The organism is Rheinheimera pacifica, assembly GCF_900108485.1.
In the GTDB taxonomy this organism is placed as follows: Bacteria; Pseudomonadota; Gammaproteobacteria; order Enterobacterales; family Alteromonadaceae; genus Alishewanella; species Alishewanella pacifica.
The window spans coordinates 203,104-218,390 of sequence record NZ_FNXF01000003.1; the positions used below are offsets into that span (position 1 = coordinate 203,104).

The 15,287-nt window shown below is 51.4% G+C and carries 11 protein-coding genes; 8 read left to right on the plus strand and 3 right to left on the minus strand.

Features of this window, described 5'->3' with window-relative positions:
- Positions 1-183: 183 nt before the first annotated feature.
- Positions 184-1,968, minus strand: coding sequence for a type IV pili methyl-accepting chemotaxis transducer N-terminal domain-containing protein (locus BLW68_RS05490; protein WP_092791473.1), 1,785 nt, complete (start codon positions 1,966-1,968; stop codon positions 184-186).
- Positions 1,969-2,303: 335 nt separating this feature from the next.
- Here BLW68_RS05490 and BLW68_RS05500 point away from each other — a divergent pair, with 335 nt between their 5' ends.
- The 5 genes from BLW68_RS05500 (at position 2,304) to BLW68_RS05520 (ending at position 10,111) form a co-directional block, all read left to right on the plus strand.
- On the plus strand, positions 2,304-6,020 hold the full coding sequence (locus tag BLW68_RS05500; RefSeq protein ID WP_092791100.1) for a nitrate reductase subunit alpha: 3,717 nt from the start codon (positions 2,304-2,306) through the stop codon (positions 6,018-6,020).
- A gap of 16 nt (positions 6,021-6,036) precedes the next feature.
- On the plus strand, positions 6,037-7,572 hold the full coding sequence (gene narH, locus BLW68_RS05505) for a nitrate reductase subunit beta (RefSeq protein WP_092791102.1): 1,536 nt from the start codon (positions 6,037-6,039) through the stop codon (positions 7,570-7,572).
- Between the two features lie 5 nt (positions 7,573-7,577).
- Positions 7,578-8,348, plus strand: coding sequence for a nitrate reductase molybdenum cofactor assembly chaperone (gene narJ / locus BLW68_RS05510; RefSeq protein ID WP_245728273.1), 771 nt, complete (start codon positions 7,578-7,580; stop codon positions 8,346-8,348).
- 12 nt (positions 8,349-8,360) lie between these two features.
- A complete protein-coding gene (narI, locus tag BLW68_RS05515) occupies positions 8,361-9,050 on the plus strand; it encodes a respiratory nitrate reductase subunit gamma (RefSeq protein WP_092791106.1) in 690 nt (229 codons plus the stop codon).
- A gap of 293 nt (positions 9,051-9,343) precedes the next feature.
- A complete protein-coding gene (locus BLW68_RS05520; RefSeq protein WP_092791108.1) occupies positions 9,344-10,111 on the plus strand; it encodes a peptidylprolyl isomerase in 768 nt (255 codons plus the stop codon).
- A 54-nt stretch (positions 10,112-10,165) separates the two neighbouring features.
- Here BLW68_RS05520 and BLW68_RS05525 read toward each other — a convergent pair whose 3' ends face one another.
- On the minus strand, positions 10,166-10,690 hold the full coding sequence (locus BLW68_RS05525) for a hypothetical protein (protein ID WP_218141308.1): 525 nt from the start codon (positions 10,688-10,690) through the stop codon (positions 10,166-10,168).
- A gap of 204 nt (positions 10,691-10,894) precedes the next feature.
- On the opposite strand from BLW68_RS05525, the gene BLW68_RS05530 reads away from it, so the two are divergent.
- From BLW68_RS05530 to nrdD, 3 genes are all read left to right on the plus strand, one after another.
- Positions 10,895-12,109, plus strand: a complete 1,215-nt coding sequence (locus BLW68_RS05530; protein ID WP_092791110.1) for a hypothetical protein — start codon at positions 10,895-10,897, stop codon at positions 12,107-12,109.
- A gap of 297 nt (positions 12,110-12,406) precedes the next feature.
- Complete coding sequence (nrdG, locus tag BLW68_RS05540; RefSeq protein WP_092791114.1) at positions 12,407-12,856, plus strand: anaerobic ribonucleoside-triphosphate reductase activating protein; 450 nt, start codon at positions 12,407-12,409, stop codon at positions 12,854-12,856.
- Between the two features lie 17 nt (positions 12,857-12,873).
- Complete coding sequence (nrdD, locus tag BLW68_RS05545; protein ID WP_092791116.1) at positions 12,874-14,679, plus strand: anaerobic ribonucleoside-triphosphate reductase; 1,806 nt, start codon at positions 12,874-12,876, stop codon at positions 14,677-14,679.
- Positions 14,680-14,765: 86 nt separating this feature from the next.
- Here the strand turns inward: nrdD and BLW68_RS05550 are convergent, their stop codons facing one another.
- A complete protein-coding gene (locus BLW68_RS05550; RefSeq protein WP_092791118.1) occupies positions 14,766-15,146 on the minus strand; it encodes a SirB2 family protein in 381 nt (126 codons plus the stop codon).
- Between the last annotated feature and the right edge of the window lie 141 nt (positions 15,147-15,287).

The window sequence follows — 15,287 nt, forward strand, 5'->3', positions numbered from 1 at the left end:
TTTTAAAAAACGCTTTAAATAAAAAAGGGACCCAAGTTTTAAAACCCTTGAGTCCCTTGCAATTCCTAGCTTTGGCCAACTTTACGATCCCACTTAATCCACTTGGATCCAATCTGATCCCTAACATTACTCAGTGTTCATTTAACTAGACCCTATACAATAGGGGCACGCAGTAACGCACTGTTACGCGGTTTGCTGCTGTAACAGGTATTCCGGTGTAAAACTAAAATACACACCGGTGCCGCCGCTGCTGCGCGGTTTAATTACGATTTGCCCACCCAGGTGTTTACTGCGCTCCTGCATAATAGCCAACCCATAATGGTTTAGCTTTTCTGCCGACGCCGGTATACCAATACCATTATCTTCTACTGCCAGACGGATCCCGTCGCTGCTGTGATGCAGGCTGATCAACAGCTCAGTGCCCTGACTATGGTGCACAGCATTCTGGCTGGCTTCACGGATAATTTGCAGCAGATGGATCTCTTCATGCGGTGCCAGCGGTACATTCGCTAACTGATAATCCAGCCGGATCTGTAAATCAGACTGTTCGGTCAACTGCTTTACTGTGGTTTGCAGTGCACTAAACAGGCCGGCACCATCTACTTTTAGCCGGAAGGTGGTCAAAAGCTCGCGCAGTTGCCGGTAGGCAGCATCCAGCCCTTGCTTTAACTCAGAGGATACATCGGCAATAATGGCCTTATCGTCTTTTTGCGTAGCTTTATTTAAGCGGGTAACCTGAATTTTCAGATACGACAATGCCTGGGCCAGCGAGTCATGCAGTTCACGCGCTATCACAGTGCGCTCTTGCATCAATGCCAGCCGACGCAGTTGCTCCTCTTCTGATTTGGAACTCAATGCCAGTGCCAGCTGATCGGCCACCGACGTTAACAGCTGCTGTTGCCAGCGCGCCAGTGGCTGGCCCGGCGCTACCCGTGCTACCAATACACCGTACTTTTTCTGCTCACGCTGCAACAGGTAGTTGTACTGCTCAGTATTACAGCCGGTTGTCTGAGGCTGGCTTAAACAGTCGCCACAGCTCACGGCAATACAGGGGGCGCTGTCTTCGTCACCCGGCAGCAGCTGCATATAGGGTTTATCGCCTTCTTCGGTAAACAGGCAAAGCTCCAGATCATCTACTTTAACCACCGCTTTTAGCTCAGTAACAATGTGATTAAAGTCGGCATATTCCGGCACACGCTCACTGATGCGCTGAGCGGTGTTATATAAAAAGCGCAACGTGGTATTGGTATGTTTAAGCGCCTCGGTTTGCTGCTCTACCCGCTGCTCCAGATTGCCATACATGTAGGCAATAGAATCGTTCATTTTGTTAAAGCTGTGCGCCAGCGTACCCAGCTCGTCGTTGTTTTCAATGCTCAGGCGGTGGGTAAAATCGCCCATCGCCACGCGTTTGGCCCCCTGAGTCAGCGCTTCCAGCGGCTGCTGCACCATAACCTTCAGCCAATATATAACAATGGCCGACAACAATACCGTTGCCAGCAACGCCACCAGTTGCAGGGTGCGAAAACTACGTACCTTTTGCTCTGCATCCTGCTGAATGTACAGTACCAGTTGCTCCAGCAGCACAATTTGCTCAGAGAGCGCCTGCGCAGTTTGCTGCGGACTGAGTAGAGACTGTGTCAGTTGCGGCTCCAGTTGCAGCCAATGCTGTCTGGCCGCTTCAAACTGCGACACTATAGTGTCGTTATGCATAAAGCGCTTAAATACCGGATGCTGCCAGCTTTGATTAAACTGCGCCTGAGCAGCCTGCAGCTGCTGCTGGTCTTGCTGCAGGGTCAGCCATGCCATCCGATAGCTTTGCATCCGCAGCGAACCTGCCACGTTTACCGCATGCGCATCATTATCGGTTTTATCCGACAACCAGTACGACGCCAGCATGGTACCGATAGCCAGCGTGACGATGCAGGCCAGGGCGATGTTAATCCGGGTAACGATTGAAAACTGTCGCATAATCACTCCGCTTACTTTACTACCTAAGCATATCTGCATATTTGCCGCTGCGCCGCTTTGACGCCAAAACTATTGGCACAATCGAGCTACCCCCTTTTCCTTGCTACCTACGCCGCAGCTGCCTGCCTCTTACAGGAGTGGGTAGAAGTTGGCGTATTGTCGGCGATAACGGCGTTACCCACACTACCACCTTGTGGGTATTTGGGTTTTTTATCAGCAATTTAGTGCTCTGGCTGGCTTGATCCAAATCAAGCATCATCACAGCGTTGTTTCTATAGTGTGCATACCAGAAAAGCAAGATGTCTGTTCATGCAGGACAAGACCAGGAGTAAACCATGAGTCACCTACTCGACAAACTGCGGTTTTTTACAACCCGCAAAACCCCGTTCGCCGATGGCCACGGTGTCACCACCAACGAAGACAGAAGCTGGGAACAGGGTTACCGCCAGCGCTGGCAGCACGATAAAATTGTGCGCTCTACCCACGGCGTAAATTGCACCGGCTCATGCAGCTGGAAAATTTATGTTAAAGACGGTCTGGTGACCTGGGAAACCCAGCAAACAGACTATCCGCGCACCCGGCCGGATTTACCAAACCATGAACCACGCGGCTGCCCGCGCGGCGCCAGTTACTCCTGGTACATTTACAGCGCTAACCGCTTAAAATACCCTAAGGTACGCCAGCAGTTAATGAAACTGTGGCGCGAAGCCAAAGCAGTGCATAAAGACCCGGTTAAAGCCTGGGAATCTATTGTTACCGATCCGGTAAAAGCAAAAAGCTACAAAGAGCGCCGCGGTTTGGGCGGTTTTGTCCGCGCTAGTTGGGATGAAGTAAACGAGCTGATTGCCGCCTCTAACGTGTACACCACTAAAACCTATGGCCCGGACCGGGTTACCGGCTTCTCGCCTATTCCGGCGATGTCGATGGTGTCTTACGCCGCCGGCGCGCGTTATTTATCACTGATTGGCGGTAACTGCTTAAGCTTCTACGACTGGTACTGCGACTTACCACCGGCTTCACCGCAGGTGTGGGGTGAGCAAACCGACGTGCCTGAATCGGCCGACTGGTATAACTCAAATTACATTATTGTTTGGGGCTCTAACGTGCCGCAAACCCGTACTCCCGACGCACACTTTTTAACCGAAGTACGCTACAAAGGCACCAAAACCTGCGTTATTACCTCGGATTACTCAGAAGCGTCTAAATTTGGTGACACCTGGTTAGCTCCGCGCCAGGGTACTGATGCCGCTTTGGCGATGGCCTTTGGCCATGTCATTTTAAAAGAATTCCATGTCGATAATCCAAGTGCGTATTTTACCGACTATGTAAAACGCACCACCGATATGCCGATGCTGGTAATGCTGGAGCAAGGTGACAAACATCTGACACAGGGCCGGTTTTTACGCGCCGCCGATTTAGTGAACAACCTGGGTGAAGACAATAACCCGGACTGGAAAACCATTGCCATTAACAGTGATGGCCGCTTAACCAGCCCCAATGGTGCCATTGGTTATCGCTGGGGCCAGGCCGGCAAATGGAACCTGGAGCAAAAAGATAAAGACGGCGAAATCGACTTACAGTTATCGCTAAAAGACAACCGCGACGAACTGGTCGAGGTGGCCTTCCCGTACTTTGGCGGCGCACCGCACGAGTACAAATACTTCCAGCACACCGCGCATGACGAAGTACAACTTCGTAAAATTCCGGCCAAACGCGTCGAACTGGCCGATGGCAGCACTGCACTGGTTGCCACCGTATTTGACTTAATGCTGGCGCACTATGGCGTAGATAACGGCATTGGTGATGACAGCCGGGCTAAATCCTACTTAGACAACGTGCCTTATACCCCGGGTTGGCAGCAGCCGATTACCGGTGTTAACCCGGAAGATGTGATTCGGGTAGCGCGTGAATTTGCCCGTAACGCCGATAAAACCCGCGGCCGTTCTATGGTAATTGTCGGTGCCGCATTAAACCACTGGTACCACATGGACATGAACTACCGCGGTTTAATTAACATGTTAATGATGTGCGGCTGTATCGGCCAAAGCGGCGGCGGCTGGGCGCACTATGTTGGCCAGGAAAAACTGCGGCCACAAACCGGCTGGACCCCGCTGGCGTTTGCACTGGACTGGCAGCGCCCACCGCGTCATATGAACGGTACTTCGTTCTTCTACAACCACTCCAGCCAGTGGCGCTATGAAAAGCTGGATATGACCGAAGTGGTATCTCCGCTGGCGAACAAAGAAAAGTGGAGCGGCAGTATCGTCGATTTTAACGCCCGCGCCGAACGGATGGGTTGGTTGCCATCAGCACCACAACTGGGCGTGAACCCGCTGGGGCTGGCGGCGAAAGCCAAAACCGCCGGTGTTGAGCTAAAAGACTATGTGCTGCAGCAGCTGAAAGATCGCAGCATTAAGTTTGCCTGCGAGCAGCCCGACAGCCCGCAAAACTTCCCGCGTAATATGTTTATCTGGCGCTCTAACCTGCTGGGCTCCAGCGGTAAAGGCCACGAATATATGCTGAAGCACTTTTTGGGCACCAAACATGGTTTGCTCGGTAAAGACTTAGGCGAGTTCGGTGGTAAGAAGCCGCAGGATATCGAGTGGACTGACAAGGGTGCCGAAGGCAAGGTCGACTTATGGGTAACGCTGGATTTTAGGATGTCCACCACCTGTCTGTACTCCGACATCGTGCTGCCTACCGCCACCTGGTATGAAAAAGACGACATGAATACGTCGGACATGCATCCGTTTATTCACCCGTTAACGGCCGCCATTGACCCGGTATGGGAAGCGCGCAGCGACTGGGAGATATTCAAAGGCATCGCTAAGGCGTTTTCCAAAGCTTCCGTCGGCCACTTAGGCGTTGAAACCGATGTGGTCACCACGCCAATGCACCACGATACACCGGCCGAGCTAGCCCAGCCGTATGGCGTTAAAGCCTGGTGGAAAGGCGAATGCGATGCGATACCGGGCGTGACCATGCCGCACATTAATATTGTCGAGCGTGACTACCCTAATACCTATGCCCGCTTTACCTCGATTGGGCCACTACTGGAAAAAATCGGCAACGGCGGCAAAGGTATCGGCTGGGACACTAAAGAGGAAGTCAGCTTCCTGAAAAAACTTAACCGGGTGCATACCGATGAAGGTGCTAACAAAGGTATGGCAAAAATTGACAGCGCCATCGACGCCTGCGAGATGATTTTGTCCCTGGCGCCAGAAACCAATGGCCATGTCGCGGTTAAAGCCTGGGAAGCGCTGGGCAAAATTACCGGCCGTGACCACACCCATTTGGCGCTGCCCAAAGAAGACGAGAAAATCCGCTTTAACGATATCGTCGCCCAGCCACGTAAGATCATCAGCTCGCCAACCTGGTCAGGTCTGGAAGATGAGCATGTATCCTACAACGCCGGCTACACCAACGTACACGAGCTGATCCCATGGCGCACCATTACCGGCCGTCAGCAGTTTTATCAGGATCACGAGTGGATGCGCGATTTTGGCGAGCAGCTGTGCAGCTACAAGCCGCCAATTAACTTAAAAACCGTGCAGCCGGTGCTGAATAAAAAACCGAACGGCAATAAAGAAGTGGTACTGAACTGGATCACGCCGCACCAGAAATGGGGTATCCACAGTACTTACTCGGACAACCTGTTAATGCTAACGCTGTCGCGCGGCGGCCCTATCGTCTGGTTAAGTGAAACCGACGCTGCCGCAGCCGGTATTGAAGATAACGACTGGATTGAAATCTTTAACGTTAACGGCGCCATCGCCGCCCGTGCTGTCGTGTCACAACGGGTACCGGAAGGCATGAGCATGATGTACCACGCTCAGGAGCGCATTGTAAACGTTCCGGGCAGTGAGCTTACCGGCACCCGCGGTGGTATTCATAACTCGGTTACCCGCGCTGTAATGAAACCGACGCATATGATCGGTGGCTATGCCCAGCAATCCTACGGCTTTAACTACTACGGCACCGTTGGCTGTAACCGCGATGAATTCGTTGTCGTGCGCAAAATGCACAACGTTGACTGGTTAGATACTAAATAAGGTTGGAGTAAGTAACATGAAAGTCAGAGCCCAAATAGGCATGGTGCTGAATTTAGACAAGTGCATAGGTTGCCACACTTGCTCCATCACTTGTAAAAATGTCTGGACCTCGCGTGAAGGCGTCGAGTACGCCTGGTTTAACAACGTTGAAACCAAGCCCGGCATTGGTTTTCCCAAAGAGTGGGAAAACCAGCAAAAATGGAACGGCGGCTGGGTACGCAATAAAAGCGGCAAGCTGGAGCTGAAAATCGGCGGTAAACGCCGCATTCTGGCGAATATTTTCGCCAACCCCGACTTACCGGAAATTGACGACTACTACGAGCCGTTCGATTTTGACTACCAGCATTTACACAATGTTGGCGATACCAAACACCAGCCGGTAGCACGGCCGCGCTCGCTTATTAGCGGCCAGCGGATGGAAAAAATTGAATGGGGCCCAAACTGGGAAGAAATTCTCGGTACCGAATTTGCCAAACGCAAAGTCGACCAGAACTTTAACGAAGTGGTACAAAAGGACATCTACGGTCAGTTTGAAAAGACTTTTATGATGTACCTGCCACGTTTATGTGAGCACTGCTTAAACCCCGCCTGCGTGGCAGCCTGCCCTTCCGGCGCCATTTATAAGCGCGAGGAAGATGGCATAGTGCTGATTGATCAGGACAAATGCCGCGGCTGGCGCATGTGTGTATCGGCCTGCCCGTACAAAAAAATCTATTACAACTGGAAAACCGGGAAATCTGAAAAATGTACTTTCTGCTTCCCGCGCATTGAAGCCGGCCAGCCGACAGTCTGCTCGGAAACCTGTGTTGGCCGCATCCGCTACTTAGGCGTGCTGCTGTATGACGCCGATAAAATTGAAGTGGCGGCCAATACGCCAAACGAGAAAGACTTATATCAGGCGCAGCTGGATATCTTCCTTGATCCGAACGATCCGGCAGTAATTGCCGCAGCCCGCGCCGAAGGCATCAGCGATAACTGGATTAAAGCTGCCCAGCGCTCACCGGTTTATATGATGGCGATGGAGTGGAAAGTGGCCCTGCCACTGCACCCGGAATACCGCACCCTGCCAATGGTCTGGTATGTGCCGCCATTGTCACCAATCCAAAGCGCGGTACAAGCCGGCCATGTTGGCATGAACGGTGAAATTCCGGATCTGAAATCGCTGCGTATTCCGCTGCGTTACCTGGCCAACATGCTGACAGCCGGTGATGAAGCACCGGTGGTGCGGGCGCTGGAGCGGATGATAGCCATGCGCGCCTTTAAACGCGCGCAGCAGGTAGACGGTGTAGAAGATGCCGAGGTGTTAAAACAAGTGGGCTTAACGCCAGTGCAGGTAGAAGAAATGTACCGCTATATGGCACTGGCAAACTATGAAGACCGCTTTGTTATACCAACCAGTCACCGCGCCTATGCCGAAAACGCCTACGACTTAAAATCGAGCTGTGGTTTTAGTTTTGGTAATGGCTGTGGCGATGGCAATAACGGCGTCAACCTGTTTGGCACTAAAGCCAAAGGTGTGCGTCAGGTTATCCCGGTTGAGATTAAGGACTAAATACGATGTCAACAACAAGCATGCCAATACTACAACTATTGTCCTTACTGCTGGACTACCCGAAGCAGCCGTTAATCGATGCCAAAGCTGAATTGCTGGCGATAGTGGCCGATGCCGCTATCGCGGCAGAGCTTAAGCAGCAGCTAAATGCTTTTATTACAGCGCGCTGCAGTGGTGAGCTGATGGACTGGCAATCAGAATACGATGGCCTGTTCGAGCGCGGTCGCTCACTGTCCTTGCTGATATTTGAGCATATTCATGGTGAGTCGCGCGACCGCGGCCAGGCCATGGTGAACCTGCTGGCGCAATACCGCGAAGCCGGGCTGGATATCGGCGTAAAAGAGCTACCAGACTACCTGCCGCTTTACCTGGAGTTTTTATCGACCCAGGGCGAACAAAACGCGCAAATTGGCCTGGAAGAAATCGCACCGGTATTGGCCGTACTGCTGTGCCGTCTGCAGCAGCGTGAGTCAGACTACGCCGGTATTTTTGCCACCCTGGTGGCGCTGTCGGAGGCTGACGTCGATTTAGCCGATATTAAAGCGCAAATTGCCGGCGAGCAGCGCGACGACACACCCAAAGCGCTGGATAAAGTCTGGGAAGAGGAAATGGTTAGCTTTATCGGTAACGAGCAAGCTAATTCAGCCTGCGGCAGTGGCAATAAACCGACCGATGGCCAGCGCCGCGATCAGTTTATTCCGCTTAGCACTGAGCTGCTGGGCAGTGAAGAAGCCGGGCAACAACTTTATAAAGCAGCCGCAGCAAAGCGCGCGTAAAGGAGCATTAACATGGCACACTTAAATCTGTTTGCCTTTGGCATTTACCCCTACATTGCCATCGCCATTATGGTGATTGGCAGCTGGATCCGCTACGACAGAGAGCAATACAGCTGGAAAACCAGCTCCAGCCAGCTACTGGAAAGCAAACAGCTGCGTAAAGGCAGTATTGCTTTTCACATTGGCGTACTGGGTATCTTTTTAGGCCATTTCTTTGGTTTACTGATGCCAAAAGAAATTTGGTACCTGTTTGGTATTACCACCCAGATGAAGCAACTTATCGCCATTGGCGCCGGTGGTTTATTTGGCTTAATCTGCTTTTACGGCCTGACAATCCTGATTAAACGTCGCTTGTTTAACCCACGCATCCGCGCCACCAGCAACCCGATGGACATTGCTATTCTGTTTTTACTCTACGCACAGCTGATTTTGGGCTTGCTGAGTATTACCGTATCAATGGGCCATTTAGATGGTGCCGAGATGCTAAAACTGATGGCCTGGGCGCAAAACACCGTTACCTTTAACAGCTTAGCTGCAGCAGAGGCTATTAGCGGCGTGCACTGGATTTTTAAACTGCACGTTTTCCTTGGTATGACGCTGTTTGTGGTGTTTCCGTTTAGCCGCCTGGTACACATGCTAAGTGTGCCGGTGCAGTACGTGCGCCGCCAGCACCAGATAGTACGCCAGCGTTTTGTACGTTAAAGGACGCGAACAGCGATTTGGTTTCGGGCCCTGACGGTTGCAACACTCGCTGTGCTCGCCACAGCAACTCGCTGCGCTCAGACACTCTGTGGCTGCGCTATCGAGGTTCCAACCCGGGCCTGGCAAGAACGGTTGACCTGCCTCGCAGCGAGCCGATATTGCTAAGCAAAGCGTCTCCGGCATGGATGCCGGAGAGAAGCCTCCAGGGACGAATTTACGGCGTCTTTGCGTGCAATACCGGCTTAAAGCAGCCTGGCGGCACGCTACCCAGCACCAGATAACAGAGGTTCAAAATGATACAAGTAAACAATGCCAGTATCAGCGAAGCGGCCATTATGGCCGAAGTACAATACCACCCGGCCGCCAGCAAACGCGCGGCTACGCTTAAAGCCGCTGAATCGCTGATCATCGGTGAATTATTACGTCAACGCGCCAAAACGCTGGGTCTGAGCGTTAAAAGCGAGCTGAATAGCGCCAGCGATGATGACTTTCTTGATGCACTGTTCAGTCGCGAACTGCCGATCCCCACCGCATCTGAAGAAGAATGCTTACAATACTACAAGCTGAACCCGCAGCGTTTTGCCAGCTCGCCGCTGCTCGAAGTCAGCCATATTCTGCTGCCCGCGGCACCGGAGGATGATAAAGCCAGGGTAGAAGCCAAAATACTATCCGAGCAATTAATCCTGCAACTGCAACAAGGCGACCGCCTGGCTGAGCTGGCTAAACGCTACTCGGCCTGCCCGTCAAAAGAAACCGGCGGCAGCCTGGGCCAAATCAGCCGTGGCCAGACAGTGCCCGAGTTTGAACGGCAAATATTCAGTGCTGAGCCAGGCTTACTGCCGCAGGGTATCGAAAGCCGTTACGGTTTTCATATCGTGTTTATTGCCCGCAAAGTGCCGGGTAAGCTATTGCCGTTTAGTGCCGTACAACAAAAAATAGCCGAATACCTGAACGAGAAAGTGCGGCGCAAAGCGGTAGCACAATATATTCATACGCTGATAGTTGCTGCAGACATTGAAGGCTACGACTTTAACCTGTCGGCGTCACCTTTAATGCAGTAACGCTAGTGGCAGGGCGCATATTTGCGCCCTGCTCGTCGCGGCCTCTTTGTATCACTAATAGCGGCGGCTGTGATAAGCATAGGCGTCACTTAAGATACGTTCCCGCTGCTGATCAAAGCGATCATGTTGGCGCTCGGTGTTAACAATAAACCGCTCATACGCCTGATCCACCTTGCGCTGAAATTTCTCACGGGCTTTGGCGCGCTTATGTCCTTTGCCCTTTTTGCTGTCACGCCGATACTCATTTGCCAGTTTATCCAGTTCACGATCGAGCTCACGTTCAAACCCGGCTAATTTGCGCTGGTGGTCTGCGGCAAGCTTGCGTAATTGCTGACGACTGCGTTCATCCAGCCGTGGCGCGGGTTGCCGGTTAACATAATGCCGACTGTACCCCTGATATACCGGATCTATCCGCGACACACGCAACAGTTCTTGTGCAGCCCGTTGCATAGTAAACACCACGACATCCTGCACTACCCTTTCTGCGGGCTCATAACTACCCTGATGAGCACTTATTGGCCATGCTGGCAACGTCAGCAAGGTTGCAACTAACAATGTTTTCTTGATACCTGTTCTCATAGCAGGCTCCATCTTTGGGTAAACACCGCCTGAGTTTGGCGGCAGCAGGATGAACCGGTGCTGAAATAACTTGATAGCCAGAGTACCGCCACCATACCAATAACGGCAACCGCGTACCGAATGGTAGGTAACCATTTAATATAATTATAAAAAACTCTATTCCGCGTTAGGATCTTCCCGTCGTCTTTTGTCAGGAAGCCCGCAATGAAAACACCCGTTTCTGCTTTACCTTTTGCCATCACTTTCGCGTTATCTGCCGCCGCATCATCACCTGCACAGGCTAACAGCGCCAGCGAGCAGCTGGGGCAAGCATTGACACAAAGCAGTGTGTCAGCACATTTTCGCTACCGGCTGGAATATGTCGACCAGGACAATCAGCTTGATGATGCCTTTGCCTCTACCCTGCGTAGCCGCTTAAGCGTTAATACCGGTAAAGCCTATGGTGTCAGCGCCTTACTGCAGGTTGATAATGTCAGCCTGGTGGGTAACGACAATTACAACAGCACAGTAAATGGCAAAACAGATTACAGCGTGGTGGCCGACCCTAAAGGCACCGATATTAATCAGGCCCTGCTGCGCTATCAGAACGACAGCGGCACCACCTTTAGTGCCGGCCGCCAGTTGGTTAATCAACTAAACCAACGCTTTTTAGGCGGTGTTGGCTGGCGTCAGAATGAGCAAACCCTGGATGGCTACCGCCTGCAACAAACATTTGCCAGCAACTTTAGCGCTGAGCTGGGCCATTACTACAACGTTAACCGGGTATTTGGCCCCAAAGGCCCCGCTGCCGATCAACACGGCAGCTTCAATACGGCACTACTGCAATGGCAGCTAAACCCGGCGCATCAGCTGGCTGCTTTTGGCTATGACTTTGATTTTGATAACTGGGCAGCACGCAGCAGCCGCACCGTTGGCGCAGATTATCAGGGCCAGCTTAACAGCGGAGCTAAGCTTAGCTGGCAGTTAGCGCTGGCTAAACAAGACGATGCACATAATGCGCCGTTAAGTTTCAGCCATCACTACCACCGTTTAAGCCTGAGCTGGGCGCTGGATAGCGTAACGCTGGAAGCTGGCCAGGAGCGTTTAGCCGGTGATGGCCAAAGCGCCTTTCAAACGCCGCTGGCCACCCTGCATGCGTTTTCCGGCTTTGCCGATATGTTTTTAACTACCCCCAATAGTGGCCTGCGGGATAACTGGCTGCAAGCCAATACCAAACTAAAGGATGTGGCACTAACGCTGGCGTATCATCGCTTTGACAGTGATGCCGGTAGCAGCAAATACGGCGATGAATGGAATGCCAGCGCCAGCTACGCTGTGAATAAGCAATTATCTGCCTTACTGAAACTGGCACATTACAACGCTGATACCCTGGCAGTGAACACGACTAAAGTCTGGTTGATGCTCAGCTACCAGTTGTAGCCATCGTTAAGTTTTTCTTCTCTCATAGCTCCACCTTGGCCAATACTGCATGTTGGCTCCTCTGTACCGCCCCTGGTTTTCAGTGGGCGGTTTTTTTATTTGCTATGCCACTCTGCCCGCGCGGCGTCTTACTCCCGATGGGGTAATAACTGCAGTAAAACTGCGCCCTGCCACCAGGCTGATGTTTTCACAACTGCAAAAACATGATCCAGATCAAACTTTGCTCCGGGCTTAGCGCTAAGCTAAACCACAACATCTAGTGCAAATTTAAATATAAAACACTATATAGAGGGTTAAATGCTTAGATTTACTGATGAACACATTGCCTTTCAGGAAGTGCCGGGCGAAGTATCACTGGCTTATACCATCGCCGGCTGTCCGCTGGGCTGCAAAGGCTGCCACAGCAGTTACAGCTGGCATAGCGGGCAAGGTACAGCGCTAACCAGCAGCTATCTGCAACAACGGCTGCAGACGTATCAGGACCTGATTAGCTGTGTACTGTTTTTAGGCGGCGAATGGCAACCGCAAACGCTACTGCCACTGTTAATTATGGTACGTCGTGCCGGCCTGAATAGCTGTTTATATACCGGGTTGGACGATGTCAACCCGGCACTGAAACAACAGCTGACTTACCTGAAAACCGGCCGCTGGCTGGCAGAACGTGGCGGCCTTAACAGCCCGGACACCAACCAGGTTTTTACCGACTTACGCACAGGCCAATGCCTGAATCCGCTTTTTATCCAATAATGACAAAGGGATACACTATGCACGCGCTAAACTTGCAGCAACTACAACAAAAACTCAGTTTTATCGAAAGCTATCTGCACGCTAATAATGCGGCCGATGGCTCCAAACTGGATGCCAATGCTAACGTCACCCAGAAAAATATCGCCACCTTAGAAGCGGAACTGATGAAAGATCATTTTATTCAGGTAAACCGGGCCTTAGTCAGCAATAAGATCAGCACACTGTTTGGCGCGGAACTGGCGGCGGAATACCTGCGCCAAATCACTGAGCATGAAATTTATGTGCACGACGAAACCAGCTTAAAGCCGTACTGTGTGTCGGTAACCATGTATCCGTTTTTACGCGATGGCTTAACCAGGCTCGGTGGCGAATCGCAGGCACCCAAGCATTTAGAATCGTTCTGCGGCTGTTTCGTTAACTTTGTGTTTGCCGTATCCAGCCAGTTTGCCGGTGCTGTGGCCACAGTAGAGTTTTTAACTTACTTTGATTACTTTGCCCGTAAAGATTACGGCGATAATTATCTGCAAACTCATACCAAGCAAATTGCCAACCACCTGCAGCATGTAGTGTATGCGCTAAACCAGCCGGCGGCTGCCCGCGGTTATCAAAGTGTGTTTTGGAATATCTCAATATACGACCAGCACTACTTCGACAGCATGTTTGGCAACTTTGTGTTTCCGGATTTTGTCAAACCAGAGTGGCAGTCGGTGTCTGCACTGCAGCAGTTTTTTTTGCAGTGGTTTAATAAAGAGCGGGAAAAAACCGTACTGACCTTTCCGGTGGTCACCGTAGCGATGCTGACCGACAAGGGTAAATGTAAAGACGCGGCCTTTGCCAACGACATCGCCCGTGAAATGGCGGCGGGTAATTCGTTCTTTATTTATCAATCAGAAAACGCTGACTCCTTAGCCAGCTGCTGCCGGTTACGCAGTGAAATCAGCGACAATACCTTCTCGTATTCACTCGGTGCCGGCGGTGTCGCTACCGGCTCCATCAACGTTATTACGCTTAATATGAACCGCTTAATACAGGATGGCCGCGACCTCGCTGTGGAAGTGGCCAAAATTCATAAGTATCAGGTGGCGTACCGTAAATTAATGGAAGAGTACAAAGCTGCCGGCTTACTCACCGTATACGACGCGGGTTTTATCAGCCTGGATAAACAGTTTTTAACCATTGGTATTAACGGCATGGTCGAGGCTGCTGAATCGCAAGGCTTAACCGCCGGCAATAACCCTGAGTACATCAATTTTGTGCAACAGCAGTTAAAAGTCATTTTTGATGCTAATAAAGCCGCTAAGGCCGAATATGGCTATATGTTTAACACCGAATTTGTGCCGGCGGAAAACCTCGGCGTAAAAAATGCCAAGTGGGATCGCGAAGATGGCTACTTTGTACCGCGCGATTGCTATAACTCGTATTTCTATGTGGTAGAGGATGAGCACAGCAATACGCTGGATAAATTTCAGCTGCATGGCCGGCAATTGTTAGATTACCTCGATGGCGGTTCGGCACTGCATTTAAATCTGGCAGAAAAACTGGATCAGGCCGGCTACGTTAACCTGTTGAATATTGCTGCCCATACCGGCTGCAACTACTTTTGTGTCAACGTAAAAATTACCATCTGCAACAGCTGCGAAGCCATCGACAAGCGTACACTGTGCGCCTGCCCGGCCTGCGGCAGTAAAGATATTGACTACGGCACCCGGGTAATCGGCTATTTAAAACGGGTATCGGCTTTTAGCAGCGGTCGCCGGCAGGAACACAGCTTGCGGCATTATCAGAGGGAACAAAGCAGCCTTAAGGAAAAACGCAGCGCTTAAAGCAGGTTAATTAATTCTGGGGCACCTGTTGGCGAAAGAAAGGGTGCCCCTACACTTCCCTCAGTTATGAAGAGGTAATCATGGCATCAGATAAACAACAGCGGTTTAAACCGTGCCAGGTAAAAAATACCCGCCAGATTTGTCAGCGCTATTAAAGCACAAACCATGCGCACCGGCATGCGTAAGCGCTGCTTTAACGCGCCGATACCAAAGGCGATATAGCCCAACAGCAGTAAAATTTTAAACCCAAGCCACTGGTGCACAAAGGGCTGCCAGGGCCCTATTGCCAGCAAGGTGAATGCCAGCGTCAATAACAGGCTGTCGTTAATATGCGGTAAGTAACGCGCCGGGCTTTGCCGCCAGCCGGGTTTTCCGGCTATATCCAGCAGCAACCTGCCAGTAAACAAGCCGGCGCTTAAATAAGCACAAAACATATGTAACTGTTTTACCTGTAAATAATATTCCATATCGCCCTACCTCTGTGCTTTTGCTGCGCATTACCTTAAAGCAACTTTGCCGCTAAGCCTATATCGCCAAAGAGGTAGAAAATACTGCGCGGCAAACAGCATGGGTATTTATTACCCAACGGGTAGATCCCACCCCATCCT

What these genes read in the sequence shown, in the direction of transcription:
- narI (WP_092791106.1), top strand. Translation starts at nt 8,361, where the DNA reads ATGGCACACTTAAATCTGTTTGCCTTTGGCATTTACCCCTACATTGCC.
- BLW68_RS05520 (WP_092791108.1), top strand. Translation starts at nt 9,344, where the DNA reads ATGATACAAGTAAACAATGCCAGTATCAGCGAAGCGGCCATTATGGCC.
- nrdD (WP_092791116.1), top strand. Translation starts at nt 12,874, where the DNA reads ATGCACGCGCTAAACTTGCAGCAACTACAACAAAAACTCAGTTTTATC.
- BLW68_RS05500 (WP_092791100.1), top strand. Translation starts at nt 2,304, where the DNA reads ATGAGTCACCTACTCGACAAACTGCGGTTTTTTACAACCCGCAAAACC.
- BLW68_RS05525 (WP_218141308.1), bottom strand. Translation starts at nt 10,690, where the DNA reads ATGAGAACAGGTATCAAGAAAACATTGTTAGTTGCAACCTTGCTGACG.
- BLW68_RS05530 (WP_092791110.1), top strand. Translation starts at nt 10,895, where the DNA reads ATGAAAACACCCGTTTCTGCTTTACCTTTTGCCATCACTTTCGCGTTA.
- nrdG (WP_092791114.1), top strand. Translation starts at nt 12,407, where the DNA reads ATGCTTAGATTTACTGATGAACACATTGCCTTTCAGGAAGTGCCGGGC.
- BLW68_RS05550 (WP_092791118.1), bottom strand. Translation starts at nt 15,146, where the DNA reads ATGGAATATTATTTACAGGTAAAACAGTTACATATGTTTTGTGCTTAT.
- narH (WP_092791102.1), top strand. Translation starts at nt 6,037, where the DNA reads ATGAAAGTCAGAGCCCAAATAGGCATGGTGCTGAATTTAGACAAGTGC.
- BLW68_RS05490 (WP_092791473.1), bottom strand. Translation starts at nt 1,968, where the DNA reads ATGCGACAGTTTTCAATCGTTACCCGGATTAACATCGCCCTGGCCTGC.
- narJ (WP_245728273.1), top strand. Translation starts at nt 7,578, where the DNA reads ATGTCAACAACAAGCATGCCAATACTACAACTATTGTCCTTACTGCTG.